This is a genomic window from Pseudomonas sp. E6002 (assembly GCF_013385565.1).
In the GTDB taxonomy this organism is placed as follows: domain Bacteria; phylum Pseudomonadota; class Gammaproteobacteria; order Pseudomonadales; family Pseudomonadaceae; genus Aquipseudomonas.
The window spans coordinates 15231-31096 of the sequence record NZ_JACAPT010000032.1 but is presented as its reverse complement, the minus strand read 5'-3'; the positions used below and the strand labels follow the sequence as shown (position 1 = coordinate 31096).

The following is a 15866-nucleotide window of genomic DNA, read 5'->3' as shown; positions in this document are numbered from 1 at the left end:
TTCATGACTACCATTACCGCGATTCGCGTCGAAGATATCCGCTTTCCTACGTCCCAGTCCCTGGACGGTTCCGACGCCATGAACCCGGACCCGGACTACTCGGCCGCCTATGTGATTTTGCAGACCGACAACCCGGCCCTTGAAGGCCATGGCCTGACCTTCACCATCGGCCGTGGCAACGAGATTTGCTGCGCGGCGATCCAGGCCATGCAGCCGCTGCTGGTGGGCTTGACCCTGGAATGGATCGCCGAAGACATGGGCCGCTTCTGGCGGCATGTCACCAGTGACAGCCAGTTGCGCTGGATCGGCCCGGACAAGGGCGCAATCCACCTGGCCACCGGCGCGATCGTCAATGCCGCGTGGGACTTGTGGGCCAAGGCCGAAGGCAAACCCCTGTGGCGCCTGGTCGCCGACATGAGCCCGGAACAGCTGGTGCGCTGCATCGATTTCCGCTACATCACCGACTGCATCACCTCCAGCGAAGCCCTGGCCTTGCTGCGCCAACGCGCCGAAGGCAAGGCTGAACGCCTGGCCGACCTGCAAGCCAATGGCTACCCCTGCTACACCACCTCCGCCGGCTGGCTCGGTTACGGCGACGAAAAGCTGCGCAGGCTGTGCCAGGAAGCGGTGGATGCCGGCTTCAACCACGTCAAGCTCAAGGTCGGCCACGACTTGCAGGATGACCTGCGGCGCGTACGCATCGCCCGCGAAGTATTGGGCCCGGACCGCCAATTGATGATTGACGCCAACCAGGTGTGGGAAGTCGACACCGCCATCGATTGGGTGCGCGAATTGGCGTTTGCCAAGCCGTGGTTCATCGAGGAACCCACCAGCCCCGACGATATCGAGGGCCATCGCAAGATTCGCCTGGGCGTGGCGCCGGTCAAGGTCGCCACCGGCGAAATGTGCCAGAACCGGATCATCTTCAAGCAATTGATCATGCGCGAAGCCATCGACGTGGTGCAGATTGACGCCTGCCGCCTGGGCGGGGTCAACGAGGTGCTGGCGGTGATGCTGATGGCGGCCAAATATGGCCTGCCCGTGTGCCCGCATGCCGGCGGTGTCGGGCTTTGCGAGTACGTGCAGCACCTGTCGATGATCGACTACCTGTGCATTGCCGGCACCCACGAAGGCCGGGTGATCGAGTATGTCGACCATTTGCACGAGCATTTCGAGGAACCTTGCGTGGTGCGCGGTGCGGCCTATCTGCCGCCGAAGGCGCCGGGCTTTTCGATCCAGATGAAAGCCGCGTCCCGGGAGCAATACCGCCACCGGCCGTGAGCTGAACCGCAATTTGAATGGACGGAGCACAATAACAATGTCGTCCCCATCACCTTTGAGGCTCGATGCGCACCAGCATTTCTGGCGCTACCGGGCCGCTGATTATCCGTGGATCGGTACGGCTGAGGCTGACCTGCGGCGGGACTTTCTCCCACAGGACTTGCGGCCGTTGCTCGACGCTGCCGACCTGGATGGCTGCATTGCCGTGCAAGCCCGCGCCGGTGAGCAGGAAACCGACGCGCTGCTGGAAATGGCGCGGCAGCACCCATGGATACTCGGCGTCGTCGGCTGGGTCGACCTGTGCGACCCACGCCTGGAACAGCACCTGGAACAGTGGCGCGACGCACCGGGACTCAAGGGCTTTCGGCATCAGATTCAGGATGAGCCTACGCCTGCCAGCTTTATGGCTGACGCGAAGTTCTCCCGTGGCCTGCAACACCTGCAGCAACAAGGCTACGTCTACGAAGTGCTGATCCGCTGCGCCGACCTCGACGCCGCGACAGCCCTGTGCCAGCGCCACGACCGGCATCATCTGGTGCTGGACCACCTGGGCAAACCGGACATCGCCAACGGCCCCGTCGGTTGGGCCGAACACCTGGCGCCACTGGCCGCCCTGCCCCACGTCAGTTGCAAGCTGTCGGGCCTGCTCACCGAAGCCGGGCCCGAGCAACGCAACGCCCGAGCCCTGCGCCCCTACATCGAACTGGCGCTGGAATTGTTCGGCGCCGAGCGCCTGATGTTCGGTTCGGACTGGCCGGTGTGCCTGCTGGCCGGGGAATACCAGGGCACCTGCCAATTGCTGCAACAAACCCTCGGCCCACTGTCGCCCGATGAACAGCAGGCCATCTGGGGCGGCACGGCCCAGCGGGTCTATCACCTTGAAGGAAACTTCCCATGAATCTGCATTTGCAGGACCGCGTGATCATCGTCACCGGCGGCGGCTCGGGGATTGGCGCCGCCATTTCCCTGGGATTGATTGCCGAAGGCGCAATCCCGGTGATTTTCGGCCATCAACCGTTGTCGCCGGCCTTCGCGGCCGAGCTTGAGCAGCACGGTCAAAGCCACTTCATCCGTGTCGAGTTGCGCGATGAGGACGCCTGCCGCGCAGCCGTCAACGAGGTGTTGCAACGCTTCGGACGCATCGACGGCCTGGTGAACAACGCCGGGGTCAACGACGGCGTGGGCCTGGATGCGGGCCGTGCAGCGTTCGTCGAATCCCTGGAAAAGAACCTGATTCATTACTACTTGATGACCCACTTGTGCCTCGATGCCCTCAAGGCCAGCCGCGGGGCAATCGTGAATATCAGCTCCAAGACGGCCCTCACCGGCCAGGGCGGTACCAGCGGTTATACCGCCGCAAAAGGTGCGCAGCTGTCACTGACCCGGGAATGGGCCGCCTCCTTGCTGGAGTTCGGCATCCGGGTCAATGCCGTGGTGCCCGCCGAGGTGCTGACGCCGCTGTATCAACGCTGGATCGACGGCTTCGACAACCCCGAGGCCAAGCTCGCCGCCATCGTCGAAAAAATCCCCTTGGGCAAACGGATGACCACTCCCGAGGAAATTGCCGACAGCGTGCTGTTCCTGCTCTCACCCCGCGCCTCCCACACCACCGGACAGTGGCTGGTGGTGGATGGAGGCTACACCCACCTCGACCGGGCGCTGACATGAGCGGCCAACGTTACTGCCTGGCGCTGGACCTGATCGACGATGCGGCATTGATCGCCGAGTACCAGCAGCTGCATCGACGCATCTGGCCTGCCGTGGCAGAGCATCTGCGCAGCCAGCAAATCCTGGAAATGCAGATCTGGCGCCTGGGCACGCGGCTGTTCATGGTCATGGACACTGCGGCCGGGTTCAGCTTCGAAGGGCTGGACCACGCTGCACGCGCCAACCCCGACGTGCAAGCCTGGGAAACCCTGATGTGGCGCTTCCAGGCCCCCACGCCGTGGACTGACCCCGGCGGCAAATGGCAGCCCCTGGAGCAGATTTTCTGCCTCACCGACCAACCCTGATACCCGCTGCATCGCACGCCTTGATCCCATAAAAACAACAGGAGAAGCGTCATGTTAAGCAAAGATACACACCTGCCAGGCACCCGTGCCGTGCCGACCTATCGCTGGGCGCTGATGCTGGTGACCAGTCTGTTTTTCCTCTGGGGCTTGTCCTACGGTTTGCTCGACGTACTGAACAAGCACTTCCAGGAAGCCCTGCACGTCAGCAAGGCCCAGTCCGGGCTGTTGCAAAGCGCCTATTTCGGCGCGTACTTCCTGATCGCCTTGCCGGCCGGGTTGTTGATGGACCGCCACGGCTACAAGGCCGGGATCCTGCTGGGCCTGTGCCTGTATGCGGCGGGCGCGCTGCTGTTCATGCCGGCGGCTGCGGCGGCGAGCTTTCCGTTTTTCCTGTTCGCGCTGTTTGTCATCGCCTGCGGCCTGGGCTGCCTGGAGACCGCTGCCAACCCCTATGCCACCGTGCTGGGCGAACCCCAGGGCGCCGAGCGGCGGTTGAACCTGGCGCAATCATTCAATGGCCTTGGCCAGTTCTTCGGCCCGCTGATTGGCGGCGCGATGTTCTTCAGCGCCGGCAGCACACCGGCCCCGGACATGAGTTCGTTGCAGACCACCTACGTGGTGATCGCGGTTCTGGTACTGCTGGTGGCACTGCTGATCGCCCGCACGCCGCTGCCGGATTTGCGCGCGCAGGAACAGGCACTGCAACCGACGGCCGGCAAGGGTCTGTGGCAGCACCGGGAGTTCGTCGGTGGGGTGATCACGCAGTTTTTCTATGTGGCGGCCCAGGTCGGAGTCGGCGCATTTTTCATCAACTACGTCACCGAGCATTGGGCACAGATGGGCAATCAGCAAGCCGCCTACCTGCTGTCGATCGCAATGCTGGCCTTCATGTTCGGGCGCTTCTTCAGTACCTGGCTGATGGGCCGGGTCAGCGCGCAGAAGCTGCTGCTGATTTATGCGCTGATCAATATCGCGTTGTGCGGCCTGGTGGTGATCGGCCTGGAAGGTATCTCGGTGATCGCGCTGATCGCGGTGTTCTTCTTCATGTCGATCATGTTCCCGACGCTGTTCGCCATGGGCGTGAAGAACCTCGGGCCGCACACCAAGCGCGGCAGTTCGTTCATGATCATGGCGATCGTCGGCGGCGCCCTGATGCCCTACTTGATGGGCAAGGTGGCGGACAACAGCACAGTGGCGCTGGCTTACCTGTTGCCTATGGGGTGTTTCGTGATTGTGGCGGTATATGCCCGTAGTCGCTTGCGCCATCCGTGAAGTACCGCCCCGGCGTCGTCCCGAACGTACGCCGGAACATCGCAATAAAGGCACTGACGTTTTCATAACCCAGGTCCAGCGCAACCCGGGTCACGGGTGCATGCGCCGCCAGCAACTCCAGGGCGCGCAACAATCGCGCGCGCTGGCGCCACTGGCTGAAGGTGAACCCGGTCTCGGCAACAAACCGCCGGGCCAGGGTGCGCGGCGAGACACCGGCCCACTGCGCCCAGTGTTCCAGCAGGCGGTTGTCGTCGGGACTATCGGCCAGCGCCTGGGCGATGCGCAACAGGCGCGGGTCCCGGGGCAGCGGCAAGCCGAATGGCTCCTGGGGCAACCCGGCGATTTCATCAAGGATCACCTGGGCGATCCGTGACTGTGGCGGCTCAAGCAGCGCCTGGCTCCAGGTTGCCGCGCGCCTGACGGCTTCCAGCAACAAGGCCGACGTGGCGATAACGCACGTCTGTCGGGGCAGCCCTGCGCATGCCTGGGGTTCGACATACACGCTCCAGCCATCAAACGGCCCGTGGGAACGCAAGGCGTGGGAACAATCGGGGGCAATCCACACCGCGTGGGTGGCCGGTACTACCCAATGCTGGTGCGCCGCCTGCACCGACAACAACCCGCGCTGGGCTCCGAGCAATTGCCCGCGGGCATGCTGATGAAGGGCCGTGGTGCGTGCTACCGGACTGCTGCGCAACGTCGCCACCAGCAACGGACCGCCGGTCGCATTGGCGAGCTGGGCTGAAACGAGTGTTGACGGCATATGGCAGCTTTACCGTATTGAATGACCTGGATAAGGCAGTGTAGCCATTTGCGCACGCCCAGACTGCGGATTCATTCATTGAGGGCTCCGCCATGCGTGCAGAAGACGTGCTTCCCGACCATCTCGACCAAGGCCAATTCAATGGCGTGACCGTGCGCAAGGGCACGGTGGGCGCATTCCTCGCCAACGCCAGAACCTGGTGCGATCCGGCCACCCCGGACGAGCAGCGCTTGCTGGCCGAACAGGACATCCTGCAAGCCCTCCCCGCCCTGCAGGCCCTGGGCTTGTTTGAAGTGTTGCAGGTGCGGGATGCGAAACTGGCGCGGCTGCTGAAGTGAGAGGATCGGCCTGGAAGGTGGTAATCCGTCGCTGGAAGCCCGGGGTTCACCAGTTCTCGCGGGGATTACGCACCTTCCAGGCCACCTCGCACCTCAAGTGGTTACTTGTCCTACGAACTGATAGTGGTTGGAAAGGCCCGTCGCGTTCCATGATCCTGGAAAAAATGTTTGGCCCTGTGTTCAGGCATGCCAAGGGAACCCGGCTCGCTCGATACGGCCTGATGTGCAAGGATGTTGCGCTGCACATCGTTCGTTGAACGCAAAACCAAGGATTTTTCATGACCGCCATCAGCACCCCAGCGCCCGTGGTACCCGGGCGGCTGGAACAAATGTCGACCCGCATCGCGTTTTTCATCGCCGGCTTCGGCATCGCCGCCTGGGCACCACTGGTGCCTTATGCCAAGGCCCGCGCCCAACTCAATGAGGGCACCCTCGGCCTTTTGCTGTTGTGCCTGGGGGTGGGCTCGATGATCGCGATGCCGGTCGCCGGGGCCCTGGCGTCGCGCTACGGTATCCGGCGAGTGGCCACCGGCGGCACCCTCCTGATCTGCCTGGGCCTGCCGATGCTGGCCACCGTCACCTCGATTCCGTTGCTGATGGCCGCGCTGTTTGTGTTTGGTGCCGGCCTGGGCACGGTGGACTCCACGGTCAACCTGCAAGCGGTGATGGTCGAACGAGCCAGCGGCAAGACCATGATGTCGGGCTTCCACGGGCTGTTCAGCCTGGGCGGGATCGTCGGGGCGGCAGGTGTCAGCGGGCTGCTGGGGTTGGGCTGGTCGCCGTTGCAGGCCACCCTCGCCGTGATCGTCGTCATCGTAGTGGCCTTGCTCAAGGCCGGGCCACACCTGCTGCCTTACGGCAGTGAAAGCTCCGGGCCGGCCTTTGCCGTGCCCCACGGCGTGGTGCTGTTTATCGGCTGCCTGTGCTGCATCGTGTTTCTTGCCGAAGGCGCCGTGCTGGACTGGAGCGCGGTGTTCCTGAGCGCCGAGCGCGGCCTTGACGAAGCCTATGCGGGCCTTGGCTACGCAGCCTTTGCCTTGACCATGACCGTCGGGCGCCTTACCGGCGACAGGATAGTTCGCCGCCTGGGCGCAACCCGGGTGATTGTATTCGGTGGCGCGCTCGCCGCCGGCGGCATGCTGTTGGCGACGCTATTACCTGCGTGGGAAACCGCCCTGCTGGGGTATGCTTTGGTCGGTGCCGGGTGTTCGAACATCGTACCGGTGCTGTACACCGCCGTCGGCAAGCAGACCGTCATGCCGGAACACATTGCGGTGCCCGCCATCACCACCCTGGGCTACACCGGCATTCTCGCCGGCCCTGCGGTGATCGGCTTCATCGCCCATGGCAGCAGCTTGAGCACTGCCTTTGTGCTGATTGCCGTACTGCTGATCGGTGTGGCGATCAGCGGGAAAATACTGCGGGTCTGACCACCCAGCCCCATCACGCCTCGTACATTGAGGCGTCAACCCGGGGTCATTTGGCTTTCTGGAGTTCCAGCCAGCGATCAAGGGTTTTGTTGCTGAGCCAGCCCGCCTGGTGATGGCTGCCGAAAATTCGCCGACCGCTGTCGGCGGTGTTTTCCAGCGACCGCAACAAGCCCGGCCGGTCCACAAGGTTTTTCGCCATATACACCTGCTGTTCGTCGTATTTCTTCTTCGGTAGCCCCGTGGCCGGGTCCAGTACAACTTGGCCATGGCTGTCGAGCTCATCCGGGTCTTTGCTCATCATCGCCAGCACCTCGATATTGACGTAGCAGATCTGCTCGAAAAACCCCATGCGGTCCCGCGACCGGTCCCGTAACTCGGTGAACATTTCCTTGAACAGGCGGACGAGATCGGCATTGTTTTTTGTGTGGAAAGGGTCCGGGCTGAAGGCACTGGGATCGCTGTTGCCGAACACGACGTTCTCGGCCTGTGCCAGGCTTTCGCGGGTGATGTAGCCGTCCTGGTCGAGGATCGCATCGATCAGGCGCGGACGCTGGATGATCGCCTTGGCAAGCAGGATAGCGCTGTCGGCCTCTCGGCTGGCACCGAGCTTTTTACTGGCGATTCGTTGCAGTGAAGACAGCTTCAGTCCGTCAGTTCTCATGGAGTTTTTTCAGCATGGCAAATTGGGCGTTCGCCGCGCTCACCAAATCGCTGTCCGGCAAACGAATGTAGGGATTGGGCCCGCGGAGGCGGCTGGCCACTTCGTTCTGAAGCCCCAGGTGTTGCAGCAGACTCCTGCAGTGACTCTCCCCTCGCAAAGGAGGCCGATAGCCTGATGAGCGGACAGGCGCCCCGCCGGATTGATGGCTGTGCTTTCGCGCAGCCTCACCGGGTTCACTTGAAGCGGCGTGAATTGCCCGTGTACCGCCGTCCAGTGCCGGGGCAATACAGGGTGTAGCACCGAGGTGCTGGCAGACCGACCCGCCGTTGATTGTCATGATTCATCTCCACCATTTTCCGGTTCCACATTGACCTGGTCATCATCCCGGCAATCGCCGTATCGCTCAGGTGAAAACAGGCCAAAGGTGTGTGGTGTGCCGGTGGCAATGGTTCCGAGATAGAGCAGCGTTCCAATGACAACATGTAAAAACCGAAGAATCAGTCGGCTTTTCGAGACCCTGGCCAGGTCGGTTTCGTCTCCTGCCAAAGGCCTTTGATCGCTGCGACCATGGCGCCCATCACCGCGCGCAACGGGCGTAACCCAGGCGCGTGTGAGGCAGGCAACTGCCCGTGCGGCAACATGCCTTTGATGAAGTCGTCAGCCGCCGGCGCCTGGAACGTGTGCTGCCCGGTGAAGTTCTTCACTCGCCGGGCTTCGGCGCCCTCTTCGCACCGTTTGCCCGGTGCGGCAACGGGGGGCGGTTGCAGGGTATCGCTGCCCGTCGGCGCAAGACAGGCTGGCTGATAGCCAGGATTGTGCGATCCACACGAAGGTGTAGCCATGTCTGAGCCCTGGCTGAGAGTTTGAAAGCAGCGGATTGATCAAGGCAGGTCATCACGCCGCGAGAGGGTCGCGGCGTGATCGAGCTAAAACAGGTTCAGAGAGAGGTGGCGCAGGGCGGCTCTGCCGATCTTGCCGTCATACCGGTCAAGAGAGTCCATCAGCGTTAACAGGCTTGAGCGCTGAGTGACTTCCTTGGCCAACTCGATGAGCCGCTGTTGCTTTGGGTCGCTCGACGACGATGCGGCCAATTTTTTCAAATCTTTGATACTGATGGAGCGGCTCCAGATACCCTTCAGGGCGTCGAAGTCCTTCAACATCTGTTCGGCGAGCTGTTTGTCGGTCTTGTACTTCAAGGCGTTGCCGGAGTCGAGCACGGCGTTGAGGTCCCGCCGGGAGATTCGACCATCCAGATCACCGGTCCTGCCGGCTCGGTCAAAGGCTTGTATTACGTCTGGGCGTCGCAGCAGTTCCCGGGCCAACAGAATGTTCTCATTACGGTCCTGGTCGTTGGTCAACCGTCTGCCCGCCATCTCCTCCAGGCTTTGTTTTGTGATGAAGGGCTGGCCCGGCACCGTGAACGCATCAAATTTGTTCTTGAGGAGGTTCCCCAGTTGATCGGGGGTTTGCCTCGAAAAGTGTGGGTCCGGGCGACCGTATCCCGGGTCAGGCTTGCAGGGGGTCGGACGGCAGTGTCCGGGAAGAGGCCTGAGTGGAATGGAAGGATCAGGACGACCATAACCGGGGTGAGGCCGGAACGGATTGAACAGCTTGTGCAGAAAGTCCTGAAGCTGTCCGATCAGCCCGCCCAGGAACGAGTTTGCATAGGACGCCCGGAATGAGTTGTTGGCGGCACCATGGCGATCCATCGTGCTCTGCGTCGTCGTCCAATTCGAATATCCCGGGCCGATCCCATTCTGTGGCACGTTGAAGCTGATGTGGATCGACCCCTGCCCGGAGCGTGAGCGTGACTGCGTCGATGTGGCGGCATCAGTATGCGGCTGCGCGGCGTTATCAGAGGGGTTGGCAACAGTTGAGTTGGATAAGGTTACCGACATAGGCATCTCCAGTTCGGCGTATTGACACGATTCACTCCCGGCTCAAAGACACCTCGGCGATACAAGGTATCCCATGGAAAGTGGGCACCTCCTTGTGTGGTAGACCTGTCGGATTCAGTTCCTGCGGACGCAGAAAATCGTTAGAAAAAGAGTAGGAAGAAGGGCTATGGCGAGGGGGCTTGCGCCCCCTCGTCACTGTCGATACCTGGGATCAGGCACGCATCAGAAGCCGACGCTGGCCTGCACGAAGAACGTGCGCGGTTCACCCAGGTAGATCCCGGAGTTGTTGTCGCTGGAGCGGGTGTAGTGTTCCTGGTTGAACACGTTTTTTACCCCGACGCCCAGCTTCAGGTTCGACAGTTGCGCACCGAAGTCATAACCGCTGCGCACGTTCACCGAGACGTAGCCGGGAATATCCCCGTACTGGCCATCAGCAGTCGGCTGGGTGATGTAGGTGGTACCGGTGCCCGGCGCACGCTGGCCGGACTGGGCATAGACGTCCAGGTTGTGGGTCCAGTGGTTGATGTCGTAACGCAGCCCCAGGGTGGCCACTTCACGGGAGTACAGCGGCAAGTCGCGGCCCTTGAAGGCAACGTCGCCTTCGGAGGTGGCCCTGGTGTAGGTGAAGCCGGCGTTGGCGGTCAGGCCGTCCAGGCGCGGGTCGAGGTTCGACAGGTCGTAATGGGCCGACGCTTCGATGCCCTCGTGCTTGGTAGCGCCGAGGTTGGTCCAGCCCACATCGTTGCTGACGTATTGCAACTCGTCCGAGAAGTCGATGTAGAACAACGTCACTTCGCCGCCCCAGACGCTGTCGTTGTAGCGGGTACCGATTTCGTAGGTCTTGGCTTTTTCCGGGTTCAGGCCGTTCGCGGTCTGGTCGCCGTTACCGCCCTGGCCCAGCTGGAAGTATTGCAGGCTGCCGAAGGAGGTTTCGTAGTTGGCAAACAGCTTCCAGGCATCGGAGACGTGGTACATCACGCTCAAGGCCGGCAGCGGTTCGTTGTTGTGGATCTCGCGACGTTTCTCCTGAACCGTGGCGCCATTGAGGCCTACCACCGGACGGTCGTGCCATTCGGTGCGAATCTGCTCAAAGCGAATGCCCGGGGTGACGGTCCATTTGCCGATATCAATCTTGTTGTCGATATAGAACGAGTTGGCCTCGGTGCCACCGGTACGGTCCTGGTACACGTGGCCGTCACTCTGGCCCACGGGCGTCGGCACGTTGTTGACCAGCCCCAGGCTGGTGGCCTGTTCGTGCATGCCTTCCTTGAGGTAGCGATAACCGACGCTGACTTCCTGGGTGCTCGGCCCCAGGTCAAATACATGGGACACACGCGGCTCGATGCCGAAGGTGTAGTAGGTGCGAGGGTAGGAACCCAGGGTCTTCAGGTCGCGGTTGGCGATGTTGCTGCCGCGGAAACTGTCGGAGTAGTAGGTCAGCACTTCAGCCTGGGTGCGGTCGTCGATCTGCCGGATGTACTTGAAGGACATATCCTTGCGCCGGCCATTGAAGTTGTCCCAGTCACGTACCGATTGATACGGGTTGGCGTCGTACTGCTTCTGGGTCAGGCCGCCGGGCATGTCGGCGCTGGCGTCGTAGTAGTGGAAATTCAGCGAGAAATCGTCTTGATCGGTCGGCGCCCAGTGCGTCTTGAAGATCACGTCGTCGATGTCGTTGGAGTTGTTGCGGTCGCGGTAACCATCGCCCTTGGTCCCGGAATACAGCAACGCAGCACCGATACCGTTGTCGGCGGTGCCGCCGATGAAGGCGTTTTCAATGTGTTTCCAGCCGCCGTGGGCCGCGGTTTCCAGGGTGGTGCCGACTTCGCCGGAGAATTTTTCCGGGATGGCCCGGGTGACGAAGTTGATCACGCCGCCGACGTTCTGTGGTCCATAACGTACGGAGCCTGCGCCACGCACCACGTCGATGCTGTCGAGGTTGCCGGAGGAAATCGGCGCCATCGACAACTGCGGCTGGCCGTAGGGTGCAAACGCTGCCGGTACGCCGTCGATCAATACCGTGGAGCGTGGCGACAGACGCGAGGTCAGGCCACGTACCCCGACGTTGAGGGAAATATCACTGCCACCGGTGCCGTTGGCCTCCTGTACCTGCACCCCGGGAATGCGCCGCAGCACGTCACCGACGTTCATCGCGCCCTGCTCCACCATGGCTTCACGGCGCACCACGGTGCGCGCGCCCGGGTGGTTCTGCACCACTTGGGCATTCGCGTCGCCGAGCCAGTCGCCAACCACCTTGATGTCGGTGGCACCCAACTCCAGCGGCGAACCGGCTTCGCCGGTGCCCTTGCCCAGAGGGCGCAGGGTCACGGAGCCCGCATCGATCTGGTAATCCAGGCCGCTGCCCTGCAGCAACTGGCGCAGCGCTTGTTCGGGCGACAGGTTGCCGTCGACGGCCGGGGCTTGTTTGCCGGCCACCATGTCGGGGCTGAAGAACACTTGCAGCGACGTCTGCTGACCCAATTGGCTCAAGGCCGAACCCAGGGACTGGGCCTGGATATGAATGCCATCGTCAGCATAGGCCGCCGGCAGTCCGGCGCTGACGGCCAGCGCCAGGGCGAGGGGTGCCCAGCGGGATGATTTATTGTTTTTCATGGCGAGTTTTTTCACGTCGAACGTAGTCCTGTGATCGCAAGAGAGTGCGGCTGTTAATGCAAACCAGTTGCAGTTGCACAAGAAGACGAAGAACTCGAAAAAAACCTGAATCTATCGCGAAATTATTTCCTGGCTACCGTCCGGCAAGGTGCGCAAGGCCACCGGAAGAATGTGCGGCAAGGCCTTGAGCAAAGCGTCGGTGTCGGTGGATTTGAACACGCTGGTCAAGCGCAGGTTGCTCACCGCGGGCGCGCTGACCCGCAAAGGTTGCTCGCGGTAACGTGAGACCTCCCGAGCCACTTCGCCGAGAGTGGCGTTGTTGAACACCAGTTTGCCGGTGCGCCAGGCCGTGAGCTCTTCAGGGTTGACGGCGTAGGCAGCCGCCACCTGGCCCCGGGTATCCACATGGGTGCCCCGACCGGCCGTGAGCATCACGATGTCATCGGATGAGCGCCCTTGCACTTTGACCGTACCGGCCTCGACCACCACGCGGGTCTGGTCGTCATCGCGGCGCACGTCGAAACGCGTACCGGTGACCGTCACCTGCCCTGCCCCGGCGTCCACCACGAAGGGCCGGCTGGTGTCGTGCTCGACGCTGAACATGGCCTCGCCCTGCTTGAGCTCGATGCCGCGCTGGCCTTTTACATAGTGCACGGCCACCACGCTGCGGCTGTTCAAGTCCATCAGCGAGCCGTCGGGCAACGCCACCTGCCGGCGCTCCCCCAGTGCGGTGCGGAACTCGGCGTTATACGTCGCCGGATGATCCAGGCCACTGAACAACCCCAGGCCCAGGGCCACCGCCAGCACACTTGCAGCCACTGCATAACGCAGCACGGGCCGGCGCTTCGCACGCGGTTGCGGGGCATCGCACAACGCCTGCAAGCGCGCCTTGGGCACCAGATCGGTGGCACTCCACAAGCCTTGCAGCACATCAAATTCGTACTGGTGCTCGGCATGCTCTGCACGCCAGGCATCAAAACGCTCGCGTTCTTCTGCGCTCAATGGGCTGTCCTGCACACGCACAAACCATTGCGCCGCCTCGTCGCGGGCCGTCGCGCTGCCGCAGGCACACTCACGGGTATCCATCATGGAAGATCCTGTTTCAAAGCGGGCATTGGTCATGGTGCCATCGCATCCAGGCGGTCACGTAGATGCCGCAGGGTGCGGATCATATACTTTTCCACCATGTTTTTAGACAGGCCCAGGCGTTCGGCGATTTCCTGCTGGGTCAGGCCCTCGATTTTCTGCCAGATGAAAATCTTGCGGCAATTGAGCGGCAGCTCGGCCAGGGCTCGCTCGATGGAATCCGCCAGCTGGATCGCGTGCATGAAATGCTCCGGGTCGCCACTGTGGGGCGAACTCTGGTCAAAGGCTTCCAGGGCCATCGCCTCCCGCCGGTCCTCGCGGCGATAGGCGTCAACGGCGATATTGCGCGCCGTTTGATGCAGATAGGCGCGAGGTTGCTCAACCTTGGTGGCGTTGGACTCAAGCACCCGCACAAAAGTGTCGTGGGCCAGGTCTTCGGCCTGCTGACGGTTTCTCAGGCGGCGCGTCCAGGTCCCGATCAACTCTTCGTAGTGCTCGAAAAAGCCTGTTCTGCGGGGCGGCTGAGGAGTCATCAAGGAAGCACTGGGGAGGCGGGGCGTGAATAGTAATGCTTCCTATTAAGTGGAGCAATGCTACCCGTCAGCTATCAATCACCCGCTGCAAATGAATCGCCAACTCCGTGGCAAACCGCCGTTCCGGCGTTTCCACATCAATCCCGAACAACTCCTGGATCCGCGCCAGCCGGTAGCGCAGCGTCGTCACATGCACTCCCATCGCGTCCGCGCATGCCTGGCTGCGGCAGCTCTCCCGCAGATACGCCGTCAGGGTTTCCAGGTACGGCGTCTGGTGCTTGCGGTCATGGGCGAGCATGGCGCCAACGCTGTCGTTGACGAAGGTGCGGATGTCTTCTCCGCCCACGGCCGCGACGAAGATCGGGATCGGCCCGAAATCCTGATCGGAGATCGGCCCGCTGCGGCCGAACGAGCGGGCAATCTCGATCAGCCGCCGGCAGCGCTCCCACGCGGCAGGATAATCCGCCAGCGCCCGGCACACCCCGCTGGCCAGCAGGATCGGCTCGGCACCCAGGTAGTGCGCCAGGTCATCGGTAATCTGCCGTTTGATTTTGCTCAAGCGCTCGCCTTCCGCCGGCACCAGGCACACCAAACCGTTGTCGACAATGATCACCGTGGCCTGCATCCCTGCACGCTGCAGGATGCGCGCGACGTTGTGGTGCAGGTTCTTCGCCTCCCGGGCCTTGGCGCCGTAGTCGACGATGATCATCTGCTGCGCGGTGCTGAAGCTGATGCCCAGCCGCTGGGCGCGCTGCTGGATGTCATCGGCATCGCGCCAGCGGCCCTCGAGCACTTCGAGCAGCAGCTCGGTCTGGGTGCGGGTTTCAAAACGAAAGCGGATAAAACTGCGCATCATCTGCACGCTCAAGGCGAACTTGGCGCTTTCCAGCATCAGCAGGTCCAGCTCGTTGACCGGCGCCGCCACCGGGAACAGCACCAGCGCGCCCACCAGTTCGTGGTCGACCATCAACGGTTCGATCTGCGCCCGCAGGGTGAACTGGCGCTGGCCATCGTCGAGGAACAGGTTGACCGTACTGCGCAGGGCGCTGCGCAAACTTTCCTGGGCGGCCTTGGTGATCTGCACGCTGAGCACCCCGGCGACTGCGGCCTGCCAGGCATTGTCGTCAAACAATGCGGGATCCGGCGAACGCCCCGCCACCACTTGGTTGGCGGTGAAGTCCACGGCGATCACCGGGTTGGGCAACTGGTCGCCGACCATCAGCGACAACGATGTCACCGAACCGCCGCCCAATACGTGTTCAAGCATCGTGGTATGCACATGCAACGCCTGCTGCAGGCGCTCGGCGGCGCGGCGTTCGGCTTCCAGCTGGCGCTGGCGCTCCACGGCAATGGCGCCCAGGTGGATGATCATGCCGAGGAACACCCGGTCTTCTTCCGAAACGTCCATCAGCGTGCGGGAAATCACACTGAGCACCATGGGCCGGCCGTCGAAGTCGGTGCAGTTCATCGGCATCACCATCACCGTGCGGTAATCGCGCTCCAGGGATTCGCGGCGGTAGCCGGGGTACTCGCATTCGCGCACATCGCGGATGAACACCGCCTCGTTGCGTTGCAGGGCGGTCATCACCGGGCTGGAAGACAGCTCCCAGCAATCCACCAGCGGGCGCTGCACCAGGGTCGGGTCATGGCGGGCGATCACGTGGCCGAAGCCGGCGTCCATGTCGATGGCCATGATCGAACTCATGGTCCAGTGGGTGTGGCGGCAACTGGCGTACACCAACTGGTGCAGCATCGACTGCAGGTCACCGCCGGAGTTGATCTGACTGGCCACATCGCGCAACGACAGTATCTGCATTTCTCGATTCAAGGCGCTCACCCGAACATGGAGGTCACGGCAGCCACGTTGCCTGCCAGGCCCGCCTGATACTTGCTCCGGTTCAGAGCAATGTCCAGTGGATTTGCACTGCGTAACCACGGAAGACGCTGCTGCGCAACGCTCCTAGCCTAAGGCCACAACC

At 62.4% G+C, this 15866-nt stretch carries 15 protein-coding genes; 7 read left to right on the top strand and 8 right to left on the bottom strand.

The window, feature by feature from the left end; translation table 11 throughout:
• Positions 1 to 3 precede the first annotated feature (3 nt).
• The 5 genes from HX815_RS25265 to HX815_RS25245 are packed head-to-tail and all read left to right on the top strand — an operon-like array spanning position 4 to position 4565.
• Positions 4 to 1281 carry an L-fuconate dehydratase gene (locus HX815_RS25265; RefSeq protein WP_008432761.1) on the top strand — a complete coding sequence of 426 codons (1278 nt, stop codon included), beginning with the start codon at positions 4 to 6 and terminating at the stop codon, positions 1279 to 1281.
• Between the two features lie 37 nt (positions 1282 to 1318).
• A complete protein-coding gene (locus tag HX815_RS25260; protein ID WP_177029069.1) occupies positions 1319 to 2179 on the top strand; it encodes an amidohydrolase in 861 nt (286 codons plus the stop codon).
• A complete protein-coding gene (locus HX815_RS25255) occupies positions 2176 to 2949 on the top strand; it encodes an SDR family oxidoreductase (RefSeq protein ID WP_177029068.1) in 774 nt (257 codons plus the stop codon). The genes HX815_RS25260 and HX815_RS25255 overlap by 4 nt, the downstream gene beginning before the upstream one ends.
• The gene (locus HX815_RS25250; RefSeq protein ID WP_003219515.1) at positions 2946 to 3293 is read left to right on the top strand and encodes an L-rhamnose mutarotase; all 348 of its coding nucleotides are present in this window, start codon (positions 2946 to 2948) and stop codon (positions 3291 to 3293) included. Before HX815_RS25255 ends, HX815_RS25250 begins: the two co-directional genes overlap by 4 nt.
• 51 nt (positions 3294 to 3344) lie before the next feature.
• Complete coding sequence (locus tag HX815_RS25245) at positions 3345 to 4565, top strand: sugar MFS transporter (RefSeq protein WP_177029067.1); 1221 nt, start codon at positions 3345 to 3347, stop codon at positions 4563 to 4565.
• On the opposite strand, the gene HX815_RS25240 is transcribed toward HX815_RS25245, so the two are convergent.
• On the bottom strand, positions 4507 to 5328 hold the full coding sequence (locus tag HX815_RS25240; RefSeq protein WP_177023249.1) for a helix-turn-helix domain-containing protein: 822 nt from the start codon (positions 5326 to 5328) through the stop codon (positions 4507 to 4509). The two genes, HX815_RS25245 and HX815_RS25240, sit on opposite strands and share 59 nt — an antisense overlap.
• Before the next feature lie 92 nt (positions 5329 to 5420).
• On the opposite strand from HX815_RS25240, the gene HX815_RS25235 reads away from it, so the two are divergent.
• Both HX815_RS25235 and HX815_RS25230 read left to right on the top strand, forming a co-directional pair.
• Entirely contained in the window at positions 5421 to 5666 is a 246-nt protein-coding gene (locus HX815_RS25235) for a hypothetical protein (RefSeq protein ID WP_102369456.1), read from the top strand.
• 278 nt (positions 5667 to 5944) lie between these two features.
• Positions 5945 to 7096, top strand: a complete 1152-nt coding sequence (locus HX815_RS25230) for an MFS transporter (RefSeq protein WP_008432746.1) — start codon at positions 5945 to 5947, stop codon at positions 7094 to 7096.
• 46 nt (positions 7097 to 7142) lie between these two features.
• Here HX815_RS25230 and HX815_RS25225 read toward each other — a convergent pair whose 3' ends face one another.
• The 7 genes from HX815_RS25225 to HX815_RS25195 all read right to left on the bottom strand — a co-directional run bounded on the left by HX815_RS25225 (position 7143) and on the right by HX815_RS25195 (position 15703).
• Positions 7143 to 7757, bottom strand: coding sequence for a hypothetical protein (locus HX815_RS25225; RefSeq protein WP_008432744.1), 615 nt, complete (start codon positions 7755 to 7757; stop codon positions 7143 to 7145).
• Between the two features lie 497 nt (positions 7758 to 8254).
• On the bottom strand, positions 8255 to 8599 hold the full coding sequence (locus tag HX815_RS25220; RefSeq protein ID WP_256344310.1) for a hypothetical protein: 345 nt from the start codon (positions 8597 to 8599) through the stop codon (positions 8255 to 8257).
• An 84-nt stretch (positions 8600 to 8683) separates the two neighbouring features.
• The gene (locus tag HX815_RS25215) at positions 8684 to 9655 is read right to left on the bottom strand and encodes a type III secretion protein (RefSeq protein WP_177029066.1); all 972 of its coding nucleotides are present in this window, start codon (positions 9653 to 9655) and stop codon (positions 8684 to 8686) included.
• Positions 9656 to 9877: 222 nt separating this feature from the next.
• Positions 9878 to 12283, bottom strand: coding sequence for a TonB-dependent receptor (locus HX815_RS25210; RefSeq protein ID WP_177029065.1), 2406 nt, complete (start codon positions 12281 to 12283; stop codon positions 9878 to 9880).
• Between the two features lie 96 nt (positions 12284 to 12379).
• A complete protein-coding gene (locus HX815_RS25205; protein WP_008432738.1) occupies positions 12380 to 13354 on the bottom strand; it encodes a FecR family protein in 975 nt (324 codons plus the stop codon).
• Between the two features lie 32 nt (positions 13355 to 13386).
• Positions 13387 to 13887: a sigma-70 family RNA polymerase sigma factor gene (locus tag HX815_RS25200; RefSeq protein ID WP_087693078.1), complete on the bottom strand. Its 501-nt coding sequence runs from the start codon at positions 13885 to 13887 to the stop codon at positions 13387 to 13389.
• A gap of 67 nt (positions 13888 to 13954) precedes the next feature.
• A complete protein-coding gene (locus HX815_RS25195) occupies positions 13955 to 15703 on the bottom strand; it encodes a helix-turn-helix domain-containing protein (RefSeq protein WP_003219488.1) in 1749 nt (582 codons plus the stop codon).
• Positions 15704 to 15866: the final 163 nt, after the last annotated feature.